This window comes from Pseudarthrobacter phenanthrenivorans, assembly GCF_000813845.1.
GTDB lineage: Bacteria > Actinomycetota > Actinomycetes > Actinomycetales > Micrococcaceae > Arthrobacter > Arthrobacter phenanthrenivorans_B.
Genome location: NZ_JWTB01000021.1, coordinates 41,235 through 60,261, shown reverse-complemented (window position 1 = coordinate 60,261; position 19,027 = coordinate 41,235). Strand labels below are relative to the sequence as shown.

The 19,027-nt window shown below is 65.2% G+C and carries 15 protein-coding genes; 4 read left to right on the top strand and 11 right to left on the bottom strand.

Annotated features, from left to right (window positions below; genetic code table 11):
• Positions 1 to 39 precede the first annotated feature (39 nt).
• From RM50_RS11645 to fdxA, 3 genes are all read right to left on the bottom strand, one after another.
• Complete coding sequence (locus RM50_RS11645; protein WP_018768605.1) at positions 40 to 1,326, bottom strand: citrate synthase; 1,287 nt, start codon at positions 1,324 to 1,326, stop codon at positions 40 to 42.
• 238 nt (positions 1,327 to 1,564) lie between these two features.
• Positions 1,565 to 2,716, bottom strand: a complete 1,152-nt coding sequence (gene dapC, locus RM50_RS11640; RefSeq protein WP_043452735.1) for a succinyldiaminopimelate transaminase — start codon at positions 2,714 to 2,716, stop codon at positions 1,565 to 1,567.
• A gap of 11 nt (positions 2,717 to 2,727) precedes the next feature.
• Positions 2,728 to 3,054, bottom strand: a complete 327-nt coding sequence (gene fdxA, locus RM50_RS11635) for a ferredoxin (protein WP_013601705.1) — start codon at positions 3,052 to 3,054, stop codon at positions 2,728 to 2,730.
• Between the two features lie 137 nt (positions 3,055 to 3,191).
• Here fdxA and RM50_RS11630 point away from each other — a divergent pair, with 137 nt between their 5' ends.
• Positions 3,192 to 3,434 (top strand): hypothetical protein, encoded by a 243-nt coding sequence (locus tag RM50_RS11630; RefSeq protein WP_052260190.1) that lies wholly within the window; start codon positions 3,192 to 3,194, stop codon positions 3,432 to 3,434.
• Between the two features lie 119 nt (positions 3,435 to 3,553).
• Here RM50_RS11630 and typA read toward each other — a convergent pair whose 3' ends face one another.
• On the bottom strand, positions 3,554 to 5,482 hold the full coding sequence (gene typA, locus RM50_RS11625; protein WP_043452732.1) for a translational GTPase TypA: 1,929 nt from the start codon (positions 5,480 to 5,482) through the stop codon (positions 3,554 to 3,556).
• A gap of 269 nt (positions 5,483 to 5,751) precedes the next feature.
• Between typA and RM50_RS11620 the strand changes: the two genes are divergently transcribed.
• Positions 5,752 to 6,651 carry an SGNH/GDSL hydrolase family protein gene (locus tag RM50_RS11620; RefSeq protein ID WP_043452730.1) on the top strand — a complete coding sequence of 300 codons (900 nt, stop codon included), beginning with the start codon at positions 5,752 to 5,754 and terminating at the stop codon, positions 6,649 to 6,651.
• A gap of 107 nt (positions 6,652 to 6,758) precedes the next feature.
• Here RM50_RS11620 and RM50_RS11615 read toward each other — a convergent pair whose 3' ends face one another.
• From RM50_RS11615 to RM50_RS11590, 6 genes are all read right to left on the bottom strand, one after another.
• On the bottom strand, positions 6,759 to 8,465 hold the full coding sequence (locus RM50_RS11615; RefSeq protein ID WP_043452729.1) for a dipeptide ABC transporter ATP-binding protein: 1,707 nt from the start codon (positions 8,463 to 8,465) through the stop codon (positions 6,759 to 6,761).
• 11 nt (positions 8,466 to 8,476) lie between these two features.
• Positions 8,477 to 9,421, bottom strand: coding sequence for an ABC transporter permease (locus tag RM50_RS11610; protein ID WP_043452726.1), 945 nt, complete (start codon positions 9,419 to 9,421; stop codon positions 8,477 to 8,479).
• Positions 9,411 to 10,340, bottom strand: a complete 930-nt coding sequence (locus RM50_RS11605; RefSeq protein WP_043452724.1) for an ABC transporter permease — start codon at positions 10,338 to 10,340, stop codon at positions 9,411 to 9,413. The genes RM50_RS11610 and RM50_RS11605 overlap by 11 nt, the downstream gene beginning before the upstream one ends.
• A gap of 125 nt (positions 10,341 to 10,465) precedes the next feature.
• Positions 10,466 to 12,151, bottom strand: coding sequence for a peptide ABC transporter substrate-binding protein (locus tag RM50_RS11600; RefSeq protein ID WP_043452722.1), 1,686 nt, complete (start codon positions 12,149 to 12,151; stop codon positions 10,466 to 10,468).
• 265 nt (positions 12,152 to 12,416) lie between these two features.
• Positions 12,417 to 14,195 carry an ABC transporter family substrate-binding protein gene (locus RM50_RS11595; RefSeq protein WP_043452718.1) on the bottom strand — a complete coding sequence of 593 codons (1,779 nt, stop codon included), beginning with the start codon at positions 14,193 to 14,195 and terminating at the stop codon, positions 12,417 to 12,419.
• Positions 14,196 to 14,296: 101 nt separating this feature from the next.
• Complete coding sequence (locus tag RM50_RS11590) at positions 14,297 to 15,916, bottom strand: cryptochrome/photolyase family protein (protein WP_043452716.1); 1,620 nt, start codon at positions 15,914 to 15,916, stop codon at positions 14,297 to 14,299.
• A 72-nt stretch (positions 15,917 to 15,988) separates the two neighbouring features.
• Here RM50_RS11590 and RM50_RS11585 point away from each other — a divergent pair, with 72 nt between their 5' ends.
• A complete protein-coding gene (locus RM50_RS11585; protein WP_043452715.1) occupies positions 15,989 to 16,543 on the top strand; it encodes a DUF3090 domain-containing protein in 555 nt (184 codons plus the stop codon).
• A gap of 69 nt (positions 16,544 to 16,612) precedes the next feature.
• On the opposite strand, the gene ychF is transcribed toward RM50_RS11585, so the two are convergent.
• Complete coding sequence (gene ychF, locus RM50_RS11580) at positions 16,613 to 17,698, bottom strand: redox-regulated ATPase YchF (protein ID WP_043452772.1); 1,086 nt, start codon at positions 17,696 to 17,698, stop codon at positions 16,613 to 16,615.
• A 90-nt stretch (positions 17,699 to 17,788) separates the two neighbouring features.
• Here ychF and RM50_RS11575 point away from each other — a divergent pair, with 90 nt between their 5' ends.
• Entirely contained in the window at positions 17,789 to 19,021 is a 1,233-nt protein-coding gene (locus RM50_RS11575) for a DNA recombination protein RmuC (protein ID WP_043452713.1), read from the top strand.
• The last annotated feature ends 6 nt before the right edge of the window (positions 19,022 to 19,027 follow it).

The window sequence follows — 19,027 nt, the reverse complement described above, 5'->3', positions numbered from 1 at the left end:
GGTGGGCGGCCGTCGTCGTCATGGCCCTGAAGCGTCGTGTCAGCGGACGGGGTAGTCCCGCTCCGGTTCGCCGATGTACAGCTGGCGGGGGCGGCCGATCTTGGTGTTCGGATCGCTGATCATCTCGCGCCACTGGGCAATCCAGCCCGGGAGGCGGCCGATGGCGAACAGCACGGTGAACATCTTCTCCGGGAAGCCCATGGCCTTGTAGATCAGGCCGGTGTAGAAGTCCACGTTCGGGTAGAGCTTGCGCTGGATGAAGTAGTCATCGCTCAGCGCCTTCTCTTCCAGGCGCATGGCGATGTCCAGGAGTTCGTCGTTGCCGCCGAGCTTGCTGAGGATCTCGTGGGCCGTGGCCTTGACGATCTTGGCGCGCGGGTCGTAGTTCTTGTAGACGCGGTGCCCGAAGCCCATGAGGCGGACGCCGTCCTCCTTGTTCTTGACCTTCTCCATGTAGTCCTCGGGCTTGAGGCCCTCGGCCTGGATCTGGCGGAGCATCTTCAGCACGGCCTCGTTGGCGCCGCCGTGGGCGGGGCCGAAGAGGGCGTTGATGCCGGCCGAAACAGAGGCGAAGAGGTTGGCGTTGGAGGAACCCACCAGGCGGACCGTGGAGGTGGAGCAGTTCTGCTCGTGGTCCGCGTGCAGGATGAGCAGCAGGTCCAGGGCCTTGACGATGACCGGATCCAGCTCGTACTGCTCGGCGGGCAGGCCGAAGCTCAGGCGCAGGAAGTTCTCCACCAGGTTCATGGAGTTGTCCGGGTACAGCATGGGCTGGCCGATGGACTTCTTGTGCGCGTACGCGGCGATGACCGGCAGCTTGGCCATCAGGCGGATGGTGGACACCTCCACCTGCTCGGCGTTGAACGGATCCAGCGAGTCCTGGTAGAACGTGGACAGCGCGGACACGGCCGAGGACAGCACCGGCATGGGGTGCGCGTCGCGCGGGAAGCCGCCGAAGAAGCCCTTGAGCTCCTCGTGGAGCAGGGTGTGGCGGCGGATCTTCTGGTCGAACTCGTCCAGCTCGGTGGGCGTGGGCAGGTTGCCGTAGATCAGCAGGTAGGACACCTCGAGGAAGCTGGAGTGCTGCGCCAGCTGCTCGATGGGGTATCCGCGGTAGCGCAGGATGCCCGCATCGCCGTCGATGTAGGTGATCGCCGAGGTGGTTGCTGCGGTGTTCATGAAGCCGGGGTCGAACGTGACAGCACCAGTCTGCTTCAGCAGCTTGGAGACGTCGTAACCTTCGTTCCCTTCAACAACCTGGATGCGCGGGAGCTTCAGCTCCCCACCTGCATGGAGCAGGGTCGCAGCATTGTTGGTCTCAGTCATGGAGTCCCCTTCATGAGGCGTCTTCGGCCTCTGTCGAAAGCTTGATCCAATATCAGGTGAGCCGCGCCCGAAGCCTGAGGAGACAGGTTCCAACACCCGGGCTGCCTTCTTGTAGAAAGCCACCATTGATCGTCACTTAAAAAGTACCGCTCCTTGCCGGGTGTCACTAATCCGGGGGCTTCCAATCCCGCCTAAAACACGCCGGATGTGGGGCGAGTCACACTATTGTTACGTGTCCTCAGGAAGCGGATCCCGCAAGCCGTTCAACCGCAGCATCGATGCGTTCATCGGATCCGGTCAGCGCCACCCGGACATAGCCGTTGCCGGCGTCGCCGTAGAAGACACCGGGGCCCACCACGATCCCGAGGCCCGCCAGGCGCGCCACAGTTTCCCAGGTGTCCTCGCCCGCCGTCGACCACAGGTAGAGGCCGGCGTCGGAATCCTTGATCTCCAGGCCGAAGTCCAGCAGCGCTGGAACCAGCCGTTCCCGCCGGCCCCGGTAGAGGTCCTTCTGGGCTTCGACGTGGGTGTCGTCGCCCAAAGCCACCCGCATGGCTTCCTGGACCGGGTAGGGGACGATCATGCCGGCGTGCTTGCGGCTGTTGACCAGGTTGGGCATCAGGTCAGGATCGCCGGCCACGAAGGCGGCGCGGTAGCCGGCGAGGTTGGACTGCTTGCTCAGCGAGTACACGGCCAGCAGGCCCTGGTGTGATCCGCCGGCCACGCGGGGATCAAGGATGCTGGGGACCCGCTGGCCGCCGCGCTGGACGTCCCAGCTGCCCCAGCCGAGCTCTGCGTAGCATTCATCCGAGGCCACCACGGCGCCGAGGTCACGCGCCTGGTCCACCAGTGACTTGAGTGATGCGGCATCGCGGACGCTGCCGGTGGGGTTGCCGGGCGAATTGACCCAGATAAGGCGGACGCGTGAACGCGTGGCGTCATCGAGTTCGTCCAGGTTGTCCGTGGCCACGGACGTGACGCCGGCAAGGGTGGCGCCGATGTCGTACGTCGGGTAGGCCACCTTTGGACGGACGACGACGTCTCCGGGCTTGAGGCCCAGCAGCAGCGGGAGCCACGCAACGAGTTCCTTGGACCCCACGGTGGGCATGATGTTCCGGGGATCCAGGCCGGACACGCCGCGCCGCCGCTCGAACCAGCCGGCAATGGCCTCGCGGAGCGCCGGGGTGCCGTGCACGGTGGGATAACCGGGAGCATCCGCAGCCGCTTTCAGGGCGTCCTGCACCAGTTGCGGCGTGGGATCAACGGGCGTCCCGATGGAGAGGTTTACGGCTCCGCCGGGGTGCTCCGACGCCCTGGCCAGGTACGGTGCCATGGCCTCCCAGGGGTAGTCGGGCAGGTCCAGGCCAAAGGAATTCACTGCTGCGGTCACTTTCCGTCCGGTCAGTGGTCTTGGTTCTGCGGCGGCAGGGCGGCGATCATCGGGTGGTCCTTGCCCGTGTTGCCGATCTTGGCCGCGCCGCCGGGGGAACCGAGGTCGTCGAAGAACTCGACGTTGGCCTTGTAGTAGTCGGCCCATTCCTCCGGGGTGTCATCCTCGTAGTAGATGGCCTCCACGGGGCAGACCGGTTCGCAGGCGCCGCAGTCGACGCACTCGTCCGGATGGATGTACAGCGAACGCTCGCCTTCATAGATGCAATCGACCGGGCATTCCTCAATGCATGCCTTGTCCTTAACATCCACACACGGCTGCGCGATTACGTACGTCACGTCCCTGGCCTCTCCACGTTGGGTTCCGGCGTCCCGCCGGCTCTTGCATCCGGCGGCATGGCCGGACTGTTGACATCTGAGCCTATTATCTCCCAGCCCGTTACCGCGAACCTAGCCGAGGTCCCTAGTATGAACTGGTGAGTCAGCCCGTCCCCGCGCCCGTCCTGTTCCTGTCGTCGGCCGCGCCCGGAACCCGGGTGGTGGTGCGCTACCGCCTTGACGAGGGCTTCACGGACGCCCTGGGCCATCTGCTGGCGTGTGACGCCGGTTCCTGCACCGTCCGGACCCGGCAGGCCGACGTCGTCATTCCGCTCGGGCGTGTTGTGGCTGCCAAGGAAGTCCCGCCCGCTCCCCCGCGCCGCGCGGCGCGCCCGGTGTAGGGCCCACCGCGCCGGGACTGCCGCTGCCCGGCCTGACTGCGTTTCACCGCGCAGCCGCGAACTTAAACGCGGAATGCCACCGGCCGAAGCCGGTGGCATTCCGTGTGTTCAGGGCGTTGTTATGCCTTGGCGCGGGCGCGGTTGGCCTTCGCGCGCTCGTTGGTGTCCAGGATGACCTTGCGGATGCGGATCGCCTCCGGGGTCACCTCGACGCATTCGTCCTCACGGGCGAATTCCAGGGATTCTTCGAGGGTGAGCTCGCGCGGCGGGGTCAGGTTCTCGAAGCTGTCGGAGGAAGCTGCACGCATGTTGGTGAGCTTCTTTTCCTTGGTGATGTTGACGTCCATGTCGTCCGCGCGGGAGTTCTCGCCCACGATCATGCCCTCGTAGACCTCGGACGTCGGCTTCACGAAGAAGGAGCCGCGTTCCTGCAGGTTGATCATGGCGAACGGGGTAACAACACCGGCGCGGTCGGCGATCATGGAACCGTTGGTGCGGTACTCGATGGGGCCGGCCCACGGCTCGTAGCCTTCGGAGATGGAGGCTGCGATGCCTGCACCGCGGGTGTCGGTGAGGAACCGGGTGCGGAAGCCGATGAGGCCACGGGCCGGAACGATGAACTCCATGCGGCACCAGCCGGTGCCGTGGTTGGCCATGTTGGTCATCCGGCCCTTGCGGGCGGCCATGAGCTGGGTGACGGCGCCCAGGTATTCCTCGGGCACGTCGATGGTCATGTGCTCCATGGGCTCATGGATCTTGCCGTCGATGGTCTTGGTGACCACCTGGGGCTTGCCGACGGTCAGTTCGAAGCCTTCACGGCGCATCTGCTCCACGAGGATGGCCAGCGCCAGCTCGCCACGGCCCTGGACTTCCCAGGCGTCGGGACGCTCGGTGGGGAGAACCTTGATGGAGACGTTACCGATCAGTTCCTTGTCCAGGCGGTCCTTCACCTGGCGGGCGGTGACCTTGGCGCCCTTGACCTTGCCGGCCAGCGGGGAGGTGTTGATACCGATGGTCATGGAGATCGCGGGGTCGTCCACGGTGATCAGCGGCAGCGGCTGCGGGTTCTCGACGTCGGTGAGGGTTTCACCAATGGTGATGTCCTCGATACCGGCGACGGCGACAATCTCGCCGGGACCGGCGGATTCGGCCGGAACGCGCTCCAGTGCCTTGGTGGCAAGCAGTTCCGTGATCTTGACGGTCTTCAGCTCACCATTGTGGCGGGCCCAGGCGACCTGCTGGCCCTTGCGGAGCGTGCCGTTGTAGATGCGGAGCAGGGCAAGGCGGCCCAGGAACGGGGAGGCGTCAAGGTTGGTGACGTGCGCCTGCAGGACACCCTCGGGGTTGTAGGTGGGAGCCGGGATGTGCTCGATGATGGTCTTGAACAGCGGTTCAAGGTCTTCGTTGTCCGGGGCGGAGCCGTTGGCCGGCTGCTCCAGGGAGGCGCGGCCAACCTTGGCGGCGGCGTAGACAACGGGTACTTCCAGGACCTTGTCCAGGTCCAGGTCCGGCACTTCGTCGGCAAGGTCGGACGCCAGGCCCAGGAGCAGGTCCATGGACTCGTGCACCACTTCGTCGATGCGGGCGTCGGGGCGGTCGGTCTTGTTGACCAGCAGGATGACGGGCAGGTGCGCGGCGAGGGCCTTGCGGAGCACGAAGCGGGTCTGGGGCAGCGGGCCCTCGGAGGAGTCGACGAGGAGCACAACGCCGTCCACCATGGATAGGCCGCGCTCAACCTCGCCGCCGAAGTCGGCGTGGCCGGGGGTGTCAATGACGTTGATGGTGATGGTCTCGCCGTTGGAAGACGGACCGTTGTAGGCCACGGTGGTGTTCTTGGCCAGGATGGTGATGCCCTTTTCGCGCTCCAGGTCACCGGAGTCCATCACGCGGTCCTCGAGGTGGTTGTGCTCGGCAAAGGAGTTGGTCTGCTTGAGCATGGCGTCGACCAGGGTGGTCTTGCCGTGGTCAACGTGGGCCACAATCGCGACGTTGCGCAGGTCACTGCGCGATGCAGTGGCTACCGCGGTGTTGGTGGTGGTTTCAGACATGCGTAATGGCTCGATTCAGTGGAGTCAGCTGTTGTATCGCGACATTTCCAACTGGAACGCACGACGGATTCGGCCCTTTGCACAGGGCGCCTTCCACCATTCTAGCCGCTGTGCCATTTATAGGCCTAAAATCCAGCGGGATGGCCCGGCGGCGGAACGCGGCGATCAGGGGCGGCCGGCCCGTCATGTGATGAATTTCACTCTTTTCCCTGCGCGCGTGGCATGATGGCGGGACACAGCGTCCACCCCTGAGCAAGCCGGAGACAACGATGCCCCCAGCCAAGGCGAATCCGCGGGCTTCCGCCCGGATTGCCGCCGCCGCGCTGTCGGGCCTTCTCGCCGCGTCGGCAGTGCTGGGAGTATCGGGGTGTGCGGGGACCGGCGCGTCCCCGTACGGGAGCCCGTGGACGGGCGGACAGGCCGGCAATGCCCAGGCAGCAGGCGGGCAACCCGGCGGCGGAGGGGCGGTGACTGCCGCAGCGGCCACGTCCCGGATCCGGAACCCCGGCAACGGCAGGATGGAAGCAGTGGTGCCGGATATCAACCGGACCGTGCTGCTGATTGGCGATTCGCAGTCGGAACCCGCGGACGGGTGGCCCCGCCTCGGCCTGGCTTCGGCTGGCTACAACGTGTACTTCTGCGGCCGCGGGGGGACCGGCTACGTCGCAGCGAACGGCGCCACGGGCAACTACATCGATGCCCTGCAGCGCGGCGACTGGCTGCTTCCCTCCGGCGCCCCGGCACTGATCGTCATCGAGGGCGGCGGAAACGACGCCGCCAGCGGCGCAAGCAATGCCCGCATTACGGAAAACGCGGAACGGCTCATCGCCGAACTGAAGGCCCGCTATCCCGGAACGCGGATGGCGATGATCGGCACCCTGGCGCGCGGAGCGGACAACGGCGGCGGCCGCCGGAGCGAAGTGGATGCCTTGCTGGGGTCGGTGGCCGGCGCCCACGGGCTGCCCTTTGTTTCGGTCGGCGACTGGCTCACCCGATACGGACTAACGAAAGACCTGGCCGATTCGGTGCATATGAACACGGCCGGCCGGGCGGCCCTCGGCGGGATCCTCGCCGGCAGGCTGCGTGAACTCGGACTGGACCGGAAGACCTCGGCTGGGCAGGGCCCCCTTGCCGCGGTGGCCGGGGGCAACGGCGGTTACCAGGACTGACCCAACCTGGGTGCAGCGGTGCAGCGGTGCAGTACGCAGTCAGCACTTAAAACGCTGGAGCCGGGACCCGCAGGTCCCGGCTCCAGCCTTTTGTCAGGCGATGACCGCTACGCCACTTCGGGCGGAAGCATCAGCTTGGCGCCGGGGATGGCGTTGAGCAGTGCCTTGGTGTAATCCTGCCGGGGCGACTCGAAGACTTCGTCCGTGGACCCGGTCTCCACCAGCCGGCCCTTCTCCATCACGCACACGTGGTCGGCAATCTGCCGCACCACCGCAAGGTCGTGGGTGATGAAGAGGTAGGTGAGCCCAAGGTTGGCCTGCAGGTCGGCGAGCAGGTTCAGCACCTGGGCCTGCACCAGCACGTCCAGCGCGGACACGGCCTCATCACAGATGATGACCTCGGGGTCCAGTGCCAGCGCCCGGGCGATGGCCACGCGCTGCCGCTGGCCGCCGGAGAGCTCGTTCGGGTACCGCTGCATGGCGGACTGGGGCAGAGCCACCTGGTCCAGCAGCGTGCGGACCTTCTTCTCCCGGCTGGCTTGGTCTCCGATCTTGTGGACCCGGAGCGGCTCCTCGATGGTGCGGTAGATGTTGTACATCGGGTCGAGGGAACCGTACGGGTCCTGGAAGATCGGCTGGACGCGTCGGCGGAACTTGAACAGCTCGGCAGGCTTGAGCGCAGAGGTGTCGACGCCGTCGAACAGGATCCTGCCCTCCGTCGGCTTTTCCAGCTGCAGCACCATCTTGGCCACGGTGGACTTGCCGGACCCCGACTCCCCCACGATCGCCGTCGTGGTTCCGCGCCGGACATCGAAGCTCACACCGTCGACGGCCGCGAAGTCCGCGGCTTTGCCCAGCCCCTGGCGGAGCTTGTACACCTTCCGCAGGTCCTGGATCTGCAGGAAGGTTTCGGACTTCACTGCCTCCGCGGCGGGTGCCAGCAGATCCGCCGTCTCCACGCCCTGTTCCTTGGCCACCTGGATGCGGCGGCTGGCCAGGGACGGGGCAGACTCGACCAACCGCTTGGTGTAGGGGTGCTGGGGGTTGCGGAGCAGTTCCAGTGACGGTCCCGCTTCGACCACCCGGCCCTGGTACATCACCACGACCTTGTCCGCCCGCTCTGCGGCCAGGCCCAGGTCGTGGGTGATCAGCAGGACCGAGGTGCCCAGTTCGTCGGTCATCTTTTCCAGGTGGTCCAGGATCTGCCGCTGCACCGTGACGTCAAGGGCCGACGTCGGTTCGTCAGCGATCAGCAGGCGCGGCTGGCAGGACAGGCCGATGGCGATCAGCGCGCGCTGGCGCATGCCGCCGGAGAACTCGTGCGGGTACTGGCCTGCCCGGCGCTTGGCGTCCGGCAGTCCAGCTTCGGACAGCACCTTGGCGATGTCATCCGGTCCGCTGGGCCGCCCGTTGGCGCGCAAGGTCTCCTTGACCTGGTAGCCGATCTTCCACACGGGGTTCAGGTTGGACATCGGGTCCTGCGGGACCATGCCGATGGTGTTGCCGCGCAGTTCGATCATCCGCTGCTCGCTCGCGTGGGCGATGTCCTCGCCATCAAGCAGGATCTGCCCGCCGGACACCCTGCCGTTGTTGGGCAAGAGGCCGATGGCGGCCAGCGCGGTGGTGGACTTGCCCGAACCTGATTCGCCAACAATAGCCACTGTTTCACCGGGCATGATGGTCAGGTGGGCGTTCCGCACCGCCTGGACGTCACCGCCGCCGGTTTTGAAGGTGATGGCCAGGTCACGGATTTCGAGCAGCGGCCTGATGCCGGTGGTGCCGGCTTCATCAATGCGGACGTCTGGAGTTGTCATCTCTTTATCTCTCATCGCTGACGGCTCTTCGGGTCGAGGGCATCGCGCACGGCGTCGCCCAGCATGATGAAGCTCAACACGGTGATGGAGAGCGCGGCGGCCGGGTAAAGCATGATTTCCGGACGCGTCCTGATCGACGCCTGCGCACCTGCAATGTCGTTGCCCCAGGACATGATGCTTTGGGGCAGGCCGATGCCCAGGAAGGACAGGGTGGCCTCGGCCACGATGAATACGCCAAGTTCCAGGGTGGCCAGCACGATGATCGGAGCCAGCGCATTGGGAAGGACGTGGCGGATCAGGGCGCCGAACTTCGAGACGCCCAGTGCGCGGGCGGCCGTGACGAAGTCCGCGTTGCGGACCTCAATGACGGCGCCGCGGGTAATTCTTGCCATTTGCGGCCATGCCAGGAGCGAGATGACGAACACCACGGTCCAGACACTCTTGTTCTCGCGGAACAGCGGCAGCTGCGTGATCACCAGGGCGCCCAGCACCAGGGGCAGGGCGAAGAAGATGTCACCCAGGCGGGCCAGCACGGCATCGATCCAGCCGCCGTAGTAGCCGGCGAGGGCACCGAGCGTCACGCCGATGACCAGCACGCACAGCACCGAGAGCAGGCCCACGGAAAGGGAGGCCTGGGTGCCGTGGATGACCCTGGAGTAGACGTCGCAGCCCTGGAAGGTGAAGCCGAACGGGTGCCCGGCGGTGGGGCCGCCTTCGGAGTTGGCAAGCTCGCAGCCCTCGTTGGGCGGCGTGGACGTGAAGAGGCCCGGGAACAGCGCAATCACGATCAGGGCAAGGATCAGCAGTGCCGAGATGATGAACAGCGGACGACGGCGGAGCTTCCGCCAGGCGTCGGCCCACAGGCTGAGCGGGGCCTGGTCTGTCTTGACGGCGTCCGTTGCCTGCAGCGGTGTCTCGTCGATGGGGGCCACAAAGTGGCTGTTATTACTGGTCATAGCGGATCCTCGGGTCAAGCCAGGCGTACAGGAGATCGACAAGCAGGTTGGCCACCACGAACACCAGCACCAGCACGCTGACGATGGAAACGATGGTGGGGCCTTCACTGCGAAGGACAGCCTGGTAGAGCTTGTTGCCGACGCCGGGAACGTTGAAGATGCCTTCTGTGACGATGGCACCACCCATCAGGCCGCCAAGGTTGGCGCCCAGGTAGGTCACCACCGGGATCAGCGAGTTGCGCAGGATGTGCGCTACGACCACCCGCGGCCGGGACAGGCCCTTTGCCGTGGCGGTCCGCACGTAGTCAGCGTTCATGTTTTCGCTGACCGATGCCCTGGTCAGGCGCAGGACATAGGCAAAGGACACGAGGCCAAGGACGACGGCGGGCAGCAGCAGGGTGCCCCAGTTGGCGTTGGCACCCACCGTGGGTTTGGCCCAGCCGAGCTGCACGCCGAAGACCAGCTGGAAAACGAAGCCCAGGACGAAGGTGGGGACTGCGATGACCACCAAGGAGGCCACCAGGACGGTGGAGTCGAACCAGCCGCCGCGGCGCAGGCCCGCGAAAACACCGAAAGCAACACCAAAGACGGCCTGGATGGCCAGCGCCTCGATGGCGAGCATCGCCGTCACCGGGAAGACACGGGCAAGGCTTGCCGCGATGGGCTGCCCGGTGAAGTCATTGCCCAGGTTGAAAGTGAAGAGGTTCTTGAGGAACAGCCCGTACTGGACCCAGAAGGGCTGGTCCAGGTTGTACTGGCTGCGGAGGGTGTCGATGACCGCCTGCGGGGGCTGCCGGTCGCCGAAGAGTGCCGCGATGGGATCGCCGGGGAGGGCGAACACCATGTAGTACACCAGGAGGGTAGTGCCGAGGAAGACAGGGATCACCTGAAGGAGTCGGCGCAGAATAAACCGGATCACAGGATCACCTGCCTTCCGGTAAGGAAGAAAACGCGTTCATGAATGCCTTCCTGCCGCTTGCAAGCCAATGGGGGCCCGGACGCAACCGGAACCCCCATCAGCCTGACGGCAAGTTAGATCTGGGACTACTTGGCGGTGATGCCGTAGTACAGGATGCCGCCGTTCCAGCCGGTCTCGGCCTTCACGATGTTGTTGCTCCACACGATCGGGCGTGCCTGATCCCAGAGCGGCAGGCCGGGCAGGTCCTGGAACAGGACTTCCTGGGCCTGGTTGAACTTGTCGTTGGCCTCGTCGGTGCTCTTCGCGGCCAGGCCCTCCTTGAGGAGGTTGTCGAACTCAGGGTTCGAGTACTTCTCGTAGTTGGAGGAGGCGTTGGTTGCCCACACCGGTCCCAGGAAGTTGTAGAGCGACGGGTAGTCACCCTGCCAGCCTGCGCGGGTCAGGCCCGGCAGCTGCTGGGACTTGCGGAGGTTCAGGACTTCAGCGAACTTGGCGAAAGGCTGGATTTCAGCCTGGATGCCGAGGTTGTTCTTGAAGCCGTTGGCTACGGCGTCAATCCATTCCTTGTTGCCGCCATCGGTATTGGAGGCGATCTGGAGCGGCTTGGAGGCGTCGTACGGCTTGATCTTCTCAGCCTGTGTCCACAGGTCCTTGGCCTTGGCGGCGTCGAACTTGAGGACTTCGCTGCCCTTCAGGCCTTCCTTGAAGCCGTCGATGACCGGCGGAACGAATGCCTTGGCCGGGGTACGGGTGCCGTTGAAGACAACCTTGGCGATTTCCTCGCGGTTGATGGCGTAGGAAAGTGCCTGGCGGCGCAGCTTGCCGGCTTCACCCTGGAAGTTCGGGTTGTACGGCGGGATGTTCAGCGTGGAGTTGGTGGCAACCGGCTTGGTGGAGTTGCGGTCCGGGAAATCGGAGACATAGGTCTTCAGGGCGTTCGACGGAAGAACGTCCGTGATGTCCAGGTTGTCCGACTGGAGGTCGGTGTATGCGGGGCCCGGATCGGTGTAGAACTTGAAGGTCACGCCACCGTTCTTGGCCTCGCGCGGTCCCTTGTAATCGGCGTTCTTGACCAGGGAAATGGACTGGTCGTGTACCCAGGAACCCTGCTTCTCGAACTTGTACGGGCCGTTGCCGACCGGGTTCTCACCGAAGGTCTTGGGGTCAGCCAGTGCGGCGGAAGGAAGCGGGAAGAAGGCGGAGTAGCCAAGGCGCAGGGACCAGTCGGCTTCAGGCTGGGCGAGCTTGACCGTGATGGTGGAATCATCGGTTGCTGCCAGACCGGACATGGTGTCGGCCTTGGGTGCAGGCGTGGTGGTGGTCTTGCCGTCCGCGCCCTTCTCCTGGTTCACAGCGGAGACATCCTCGTACCCGGCGATGGATTCGAAGAAGAAGCCGTTGTTCTGCAGGTTCTTGGAGTTGGCGGCGAAGTTCCACGAGTCCACAAAGGTCTTGGCCGTGATGGCCTCACCGTTGGTGAACTTCTGGCCCTGCTTGACCTTGATGGTCCAATTCTGGGCGTCGGAAGACTCGATGGACTCGGCCAGGGCGTTGACCGGCTTGCCGCTGGCATCGTAGGTGCGCAGGCCTTCGAAGAGGAGCTCGACCACGCGGCCGCCGTAAACCTCATTGGTGTTCGCCGGCAGCAACGGGTTTTGTGGCTCGTTGCTGTAGGCGGTAATGACCTTGTTCGGATCGCCGGCAGCAGTGCTGGACCCGTCAGTGCTGCCGCCGCCGGCGCCGCACCCGGTCAGGGCAAGCGCGGCGATTGCCACGATGCCCAGTGCTTTGGAAGTGCGCCTAAAACGCATTCCGCCTCCTATGAGTTGTGGGAGAGATATAGGGGAATCTTGTGCTTCCCCGTAGGCCGGACGCAGCTCACCGCTGTGACGAAACCTACATAATACGAGTTAGCCTAACCGCACGAAGTCCAGATACTGGTACTCCGTTGCCAAACCGTGACCGGCGCGCTCAAATACGCCGGTACTTGACTGGTAGTTATGCACGTCACATGCTACTCGCCGGTAGGGCAGACGGCGAATCGGCAACGTGAAGGCCCCGCAAGGGCCGAAAGACCTAAGCCGGCGCGGCTGCGGCGGACAGCCGCCACTCCCAGACATTCCACCACACGCCCAGCGCGCCGGGACTGGTTTTGACGCCGGCCACCCGGGAGTTGAAGGCCGTCGTCCCCAGTGTCTGGTAGAGCGGGAGGCCGTAGGCGTCCTCCCAGACGTGCTTGTCGATGTCGGCCAGGAGTTCGTCCTGTTTGCCCAGGTCCGTGGTGACAACAAGTTGCTCCATGACCTTGTCCGCGTCGCCGTCGGAATATCCGGTGAAGTTGCTGCCCGCGCCGGTGCGGAAGATCTGGGGCACCCGGCTGACGCCTGCCTCTGTGCCGATCCATCCGGACAGGGACGCGTCATAGCCGCCGCGGCTCAGCGTTGCTGCCCAGTCCGCACTTGCCTGCCCGCCGTCGACCACGTTGAATCCGGCCTGGCCGGCGGAGTCCCGAATGAGCGCGAATGCCTTGGCCCGGTTGGGGTTGTCCCGGTTGTAGAGGATCCGGACAGTGGGAGTGGCGCCTTTCAGCAGTTTCCTGGCCGCATCGATGTCCACTTCTGCGTAGTCCGAGGACCCGTTGTTTTTGACCGTGTCCGCGTACTTTGGCTGTCCGGGCAGGAACACGTGGGAGTCCAGTGGCTTGTTGTCCGGTCCCTGCGTTCCCAGCACGGCATCAACGATGGCCTGCCGCGGCACCGTTTTGAGGAAGGCCTCCCGGACGTCCTTCTCCGCGAACGGTCCAGAGAAGTTCAGGTCGAGGTGGTCGTAGCCGGATTGCTTGTACCGCTCAACGGTGATCCCTTGGCCGGACAAGCCCGTGAGGAGGCTGTCCGTGGCCGCCGAGGGCTGGGGCGAGATGATGTCCGCCTTGCCGTTCCTGAGCGCATCGACGGCAGCGGGCACGGATCCCGTGAACCGGACGTTGATTTCGTCCAGCCACGGTTCGGCGCCCCAGACGTAGTCGCGGTTGCGGACAAGCTTCATGGAAACTTCGGGGACGATGTCGCGCACGATGTAGGGGCCGCTGGAAAGGTAGAGGGCTGGATCGTCCGGAACGGCTTTGGTGTCGAATCCGGTGTTCCAGAAATCGCTCACCTTCTTCAAGGCTGGATGGGAGGCCGGTTTCTCCGGGTTGCCGCGCGGCGTGTCCTTGAGGAGGTCCACAAGGTCCGCTTCGTCCGTGAGGCCGCTCTTGGCAGCGACCACGTGGGCCGGGAGTCCGACGTCGAACGCCACTTCCCAGTCAGCGTAGGGTTCGGCGTATTCAATGGTGATGGAACGGTTGTCCGCGCCGATCTCCGGAAACTTCGTGCCCGCCAGGCCCATAGTGCCGGAGGCCGCTGCAAAGTACCTTGTGCCTTTGCCGGCCGCCGGATCGACGTCGTCGAAGTAGCCGGAGCCGGCCGCCCAGCTCAGGAGGAGGTCGGCGGCGCCAATGGGTGCGCCGTCCGACCACTTGACACCTTCATTGACCGTGTACTTCACCTTCAGCGGCTGGTCGGAGACCTTCTCGAAGTGGCCGAACTTGTCGTTCCGGACCACTTTCGAACTGTCATCGAGGTAGTAGAAGCCGGAGTGCGTCATGGCGCCGATCTTCGAGTTGATGTCGGTGTTGCCGTTGGCGCTGTAAGGGTTGAAGGAGGAAAAGGCGTTGACCTCCGCGACCGTGACGCTTCCGCCGCGTTTTGCCTCACCGACCACCACGGACGGGGCGCTGCCGCCGGAACAGCCGGCGAGGACAAGGGCAGCCGACAATGCGGCGGTGAGCAATTGCAACAGGCGCCGGACCGGCATGCCGCCTCCTTGTGATTTCCCTCAGGGACCCGGGCCGCCGGAGTGGCGCCCTACAGTTTCAGGATAAGCCGTACCGGCGCCCTGCTGCGGACCCGGAGGGCTCAGGCCCGTTCGGCCGGCGGTGTCCACAGCAGCCGGCGCCCGTCCTTCCCGTCAAGCAGTGCCCCGGCCCGCCGCCGGTGGCCGTCCCGGGTTTCAGGCTCCATCCTGTCCAGCAGTGAAACGGCCATCCGCGTTCGCAGATTCCGCTCGAAGACCGGGCGGTGGTCATCGATGAACGCCCAGTACAGTGCGTCCCAATCCGCCGCCCAGTCCCCCGCCGGCAGGTCCGACATCTTTCGCAGGTAGTTGCTGCCTGAAACGTAGGGCTTGGTGGTGATGCCGGTGCCTGCGGCGAACTGGCTCATGGCGTAGACATTGGGGACCATGACCCAGTCGTAGGCGTCGACAAACATTTCCATGAACCACTCGTACACGTCGTCGGGGTGGATACGGAGCAGGGACATGGCATTGCCGAGGACCATGAGCCGCTCAGTGTGGTGGGCGTATCCGGTGGCCAGGACCCGGGAAATGACCAGGTCCACGGGTGCCAGCCCCGTTCCCGCATCCCACCATCCGGGCCCCAGCCCGTTCCGGTGGCTGAGCAGGTTGGCGGTGCGCATGTGCCGGCCGCGCAGCAGGTAGGTGGCGCGCATATACTCCCGCCAGCCAATGACCTGCCGCACGAAGCCTTCAAGGGAAGCAAGCGGGATGGTTCCACCCGCAGCCTCCAGGACGGCGCGCAGGACTTCGCGCGGATCCAGCAGGCCAACGTTCAGGACGGGTGTCAGCAGTCCATGGTGAATGAACGGGTGTTCCGCGGAAATGGCGTCTTCGTAGGGCCCGAACCCCGGCAGCCGGTCCGCAACGAATTCCTGCAAATGTTCCCGGGCCTCCCCGGCAGTGGTAGGCCAGGCGAAGAGCCGCGGGTCGCCGGGGGCGTCGGGGAATTCGCCTGCCACCCAGTCAATGGCGAGCTCGACATCGCGGGACCGTTTTTCGGCAGGAGTGCCTGCCGCCGGGCCTGCTTTCCCCGTCAGCGCTTCGACCGGGAACAACGCCTCCCCCTGATGGACCGGGTGGTTCCTGAAACGGGAGATGGTCGGCGGGACGTACCCGCGGGGAAGCTTCTTTCGGTTGTCCTCGTCGAATGACCATTTGCCCCCGACGGGTCCGCCGTCCTTCCCGACCAGGATGCCCAGCCGCCGGCGTTGCCATGCGTAGAAGTCCTGCATCCGGGGCGGGTTATGCGAAAACCACTCCTCGATCTGCGCGCGGGACGTCAGGAAATTCGGCGTCTCCAAAACATCCCCTGGGCGCATCCCGTAGCCGCCGTCGGCCAGGCCGGCCACCAGGTCCCGCTCCAGCCAGTCATCGACGACGTCGAACCATGTCACCTGCCCGGGCCGACGGCGCCGGACCACCTCTGCCAACTGCACGCGGGACGCCCGGTTGCGGTCGCTGTGCAGGACGGTCACCTCGCGTCCGTCCGCGCGCAGCCGGTCCGCATACCGGGCCATGGACGCCCGGTGCAGGACCAGCTTGTGGGCGTGGAAGGAGTACTGGCGGAAGTAGAGGTCGTGCTCGATCAGGACAAATACCGTGTCCGGTCCCGCCCCTTTCCATTGCTGCTCAAAGAGCTGGTGGGGCAGCACCAGGCGCAGGTGGGGTCGGGCGCTCATGATCCCACGATACGGCGTACCGTCAGCGCCCACACCACCCTGGCCTGAACCTCATGTGCCTAGAATACTGAGATGTCCACACGTGTTCACGAGTTTGACTGGCCTGACCGGGTCGTCATCGGCACCATCGGCCTGCCGGGGGCGCGCACGTTCTACCTGCAGGTGCGTGCGGGGACGCAGGTGGTGAGTATTGCCCTGGAGAAGCAGCAGTCGGCTTTGCTCGCGGAGAAGATCGATGAAATTCTCGACCAGCTCATGACCGTCGAGGGCAACCCCTTCAGCGTTCCTGCGGGTACTCCCCTTGAACTTGTCGACAATGACCAGCTTGAGGCCGTCCAGGAGCAGTTCCGCGCCGGCGCAATGAGCCTGGGCTGGGACCCAACCACGGCCCAGGTCATTATTGAGGCCCGCCCCCTCACTGATGCCGACGCAGACGACGACGATGAACCGCTTGACGGCGACGGGGGCGCCGGCCACGAGATGCTGCTGGTGCGGATGCCGGTGGGCACCGCCCGCGCCTTCGCCAAGCGCACCCGGGAAATCGTGGGTGCCGGCCGTCCGGCGTGCCCCCTCTGCGGCTACCCGTTGGACCCCGAAGGGCACACCTGCACGCTCCCCGAGGCTTGATGCAAAAAAGCGTTGGCCGCCAGGAACACTGCTCCTGGCGGCCAACGCCTCGGGTCTGCTCCCCGGGAACTAGACGTTGAAGCGGAACTCCACGACGTCGCCGTCGGCCATGACGTATTCCTTGCCTTCGATCCGGACCTTGCCGCGGGACTTTGCCTCGGCCATGGATCCTGCTTCGATGAGGTCCTCGAAGGAGACGACTTCGGCCTTGATGAAGCCGCGCTGGAAGTCGGAGTGGATCACGCCGGCGGCCTGGGGTGCGGTGTCTCCCTGCCGGATGGTCCAGGCGCGGGCTTCCTTGGGGCCGGCCGTCAGGTAGGTCTGCAGCCCCAGGGTGTGGAAGCCCACGCGTGCCAGCTGGTCCAGGCCGGACTCGTCCTGGCCGTTCATTTCCAGCATTTCCCGGGCTTCTTCCTCGTCAAGTTCAACGAGGTCCGCCTCGAGCTTGGCATCGAGGAAGATGCAGTCGGCCGGCGCCACCATGGCGCGCAGCTCTTCCTGTTTTTCGGGGCTGCCCAGGATGCCTTCGTCGGCATTGAACACGTAGATGAACGGCTTGGCCGTCAGCAGGCCGAGCTCCTTGAGGTGTTCCATCTCCAGTTTGTCGCTCTTGATGGAGGAGTAGATGGTGTCCCCGCGCTCCAGCACCGCCTGGGCAGCCTTGATCGCGGCAAGTTCAGCGGCTTCCCGCTTTTTGATCTTGACCTCTTTTTCGATCCGCGGGATGGCTTTTTCGATGGTCTGCAGGTCGGCGAGGATCAGCTCGGTGTTGATGGTTTCCATGTCCGAGCGCGGGTCAACTTTCCCGTCAACGTGCACGACGTCGGGGTCGTCGAACACACGGACCACTTCTGCGATGGCCTCAGCTTCGCGGATGTTGGCCAGGAACTGGTTCCCCAGCCCCTCCCCCTCGGATGCGCCCTTGACGATGCCGGCGATGTCGACGAAGGACACGGCTGCGGGCAGGATGCGCTGGGAGCCGAAGATTCCGGCAAGCTGCTGCAGCCGGGCGTCCGGAAGGTTCACGACGCCCACGTTGGGTTCGATGGTGGCGAACGGATAGTTCGCGGCCAGGACCTGGTTGCGGGTGAGCGCATTGAAGAGGGTTGATTTGCCGACGTTGGGCAGTCCGACGATGCCAATAGTAAGAGCCACGAGCATTGATTCTACCCGCAGGGCCCCGGCGGCCAGTACCGGCGGATGTCACTGCCCATGATTGTCAGAGGCCCGTGCAACAGTGAAGGCATGGATGCTTTTGCCTTGATTCTGGCCCTTCTCATGCTGCTGCTCGGTGCGCTTGCCGGCGCGGCGGCCACCTATTTTTCGCTGCGGCGGAACACACACGCAGTGGAAGCGGACTTCGACGCCGTCTCATCCCGGCTTTCGGAGGTCACGGCGCAATTGGCAGCGGCCGACGCCGAACGGCGGCTTTTGGCGGCACAGAACCGGGAGCTGGGCGAGGCAAGGAACCAGGACGGCAGCGTCCTGCGCGCCCTGGCCCCCGTGGCGGAAAAGCTTTCCGCGGTCCAGCACCAGGTGGCATTGCTGGAGCGGGACCGGGTGGAACAGTACGGCCAGCTGGCCCAGCAGCTGCAGGAGGCCCGGCTTTCGGATGAACAGCTGATCAGGTCCACGCACGCCCTTGAATCCGCCCTGCGCTCCAACAGTGCCCGGGGCCAGTGGGGTGAGGTGCAGTTGCGGCGCGTGGTGGAAGCTGCGGGGATGCTGCGGCACGTGGATTTCGTGGAGCAGGTGCACAGCGCCGGCCACGAGACCGCTGTCCGCCCTGACCTTGTGGTGCAGCTGCCGGGCCAGAAACAACTGGTGGTGGATGCAAAGGTCCCGTTGTCGTCCTACCTTGAGGCCCAGGAACTCGGCGCAATTGATCCCCGTTTGGGGGGCCTGCAGGCAGGATCGCAGACGGCTGCCGACGGCCGGAACCGGCAGGCGCTGCTGGCTGCCCATGCCAAGGCGCTCCGGGCCCACGTGGACGCGCTCGGCAACAAGAAATACTGGGACATCCCCGGCAACTCGCCGGAATTGGTGGTCTGCTTCATTCCGGCCGAGTCGATCCTGGCTGCCGCGCTGGAGGCGGACGCCGGGCTCCTGGACCATGCCCTGTCCAGGAACGTGGTCCTTGCGTCGCCGGGTACCCTGCTGGCCGTGCTGAAGTCCGTGGCGTTTACGTGGCGCCAGGACGTGCTGACGGACAGTGCCCGCGAGCTGTTCGAGCTGGCGCGGCAGCTGTACGACCGGATGGGAACCCTGGGTGAGAACGTCAGCAAGCTGGGTTCCTCGCTGAAGACATCGGTGGACCGCTACAACGCCATGGTGGGCACCCTGGAAGCACGTGTCCTGCCGACGGCCCGGAAGCTGAACAGCCTTGAGGAGTCCGGCCTGGTGACACCGCCCGTTGTGGAGGTGACGCCCCGCGCCCTGGCGGCGCCTGAACTGCAGGGTAACGACGAAGCAGCCTGACACGGG

Bases quoted from the DNA above. Each gene is read 5' to 3' on its own strand.
- RM50_RS11615 (WP_043452729.1), bottom strand. From the start codon at position 8,465: ATGACAACTCCAGACGTCCGCATTGATGAAGCCGGCACCACCGGCATC.
- RM50_RS11610 (WP_043452726.1), bottom strand. From the start codon at position 9,421: ATGACCAGTAATAACAGCCACTTTGTGGCCCCCATCGACGAGACACCG.
- RM50_RS11600 (WP_043452722.1), bottom strand. From the start codon at position 12,151: ATGCGTTTTAGGCGCACTTCCAAAGCACTGGGCATCGTGGCAATCGCC.
- RM50_RS11595 (WP_043452718.1), bottom strand. From the start codon at position 14,195: ATGCCGGTCCGGCGCCTGTTGCAATTGCTCACCGCCGCATTGTCGGCT.
- RM50_RS11620 (WP_043452730.1), top strand. From the start codon at position 5,752: ATGCCCCCAGCCAAGGCGAATCCGCGGGCTTCCGCCCGGATTGCCGCC.
- RM50_RS11590 (WP_043452716.1), bottom strand. From the start codon at position 15,916: ATGAGCGCCCGACCCCACCTGCGCCTGGTGCTGCCCCACCAGCTCTTT.
- RM50_RS11575 (WP_043452713.1), top strand. From the start codon at position 17,789: ATGGATGCTTTTGCCTTGATTCTGGCCCTTCTCATGCTGCTGCTCGGT.
- RM50_RS11585 (WP_043452715.1), top strand. From the start codon at position 15,989: ATGTCCACACGTGTTCACGAGTTTGACTGGCCTGACCGGGTCGTCATC.
- typA (WP_043452732.1), bottom strand. From the start codon at position 5,482: ATGTCTGAAACCACCACCAACACCGCGGTAGCCACTGCATCGCGCAGT.
- RM50_RS11645 (WP_018768605.1), bottom strand. From the start codon at position 1,326: ATGACTGAGACCAACAATGCTGCGACCCTGCTCCATGCAGGTGGGGAG.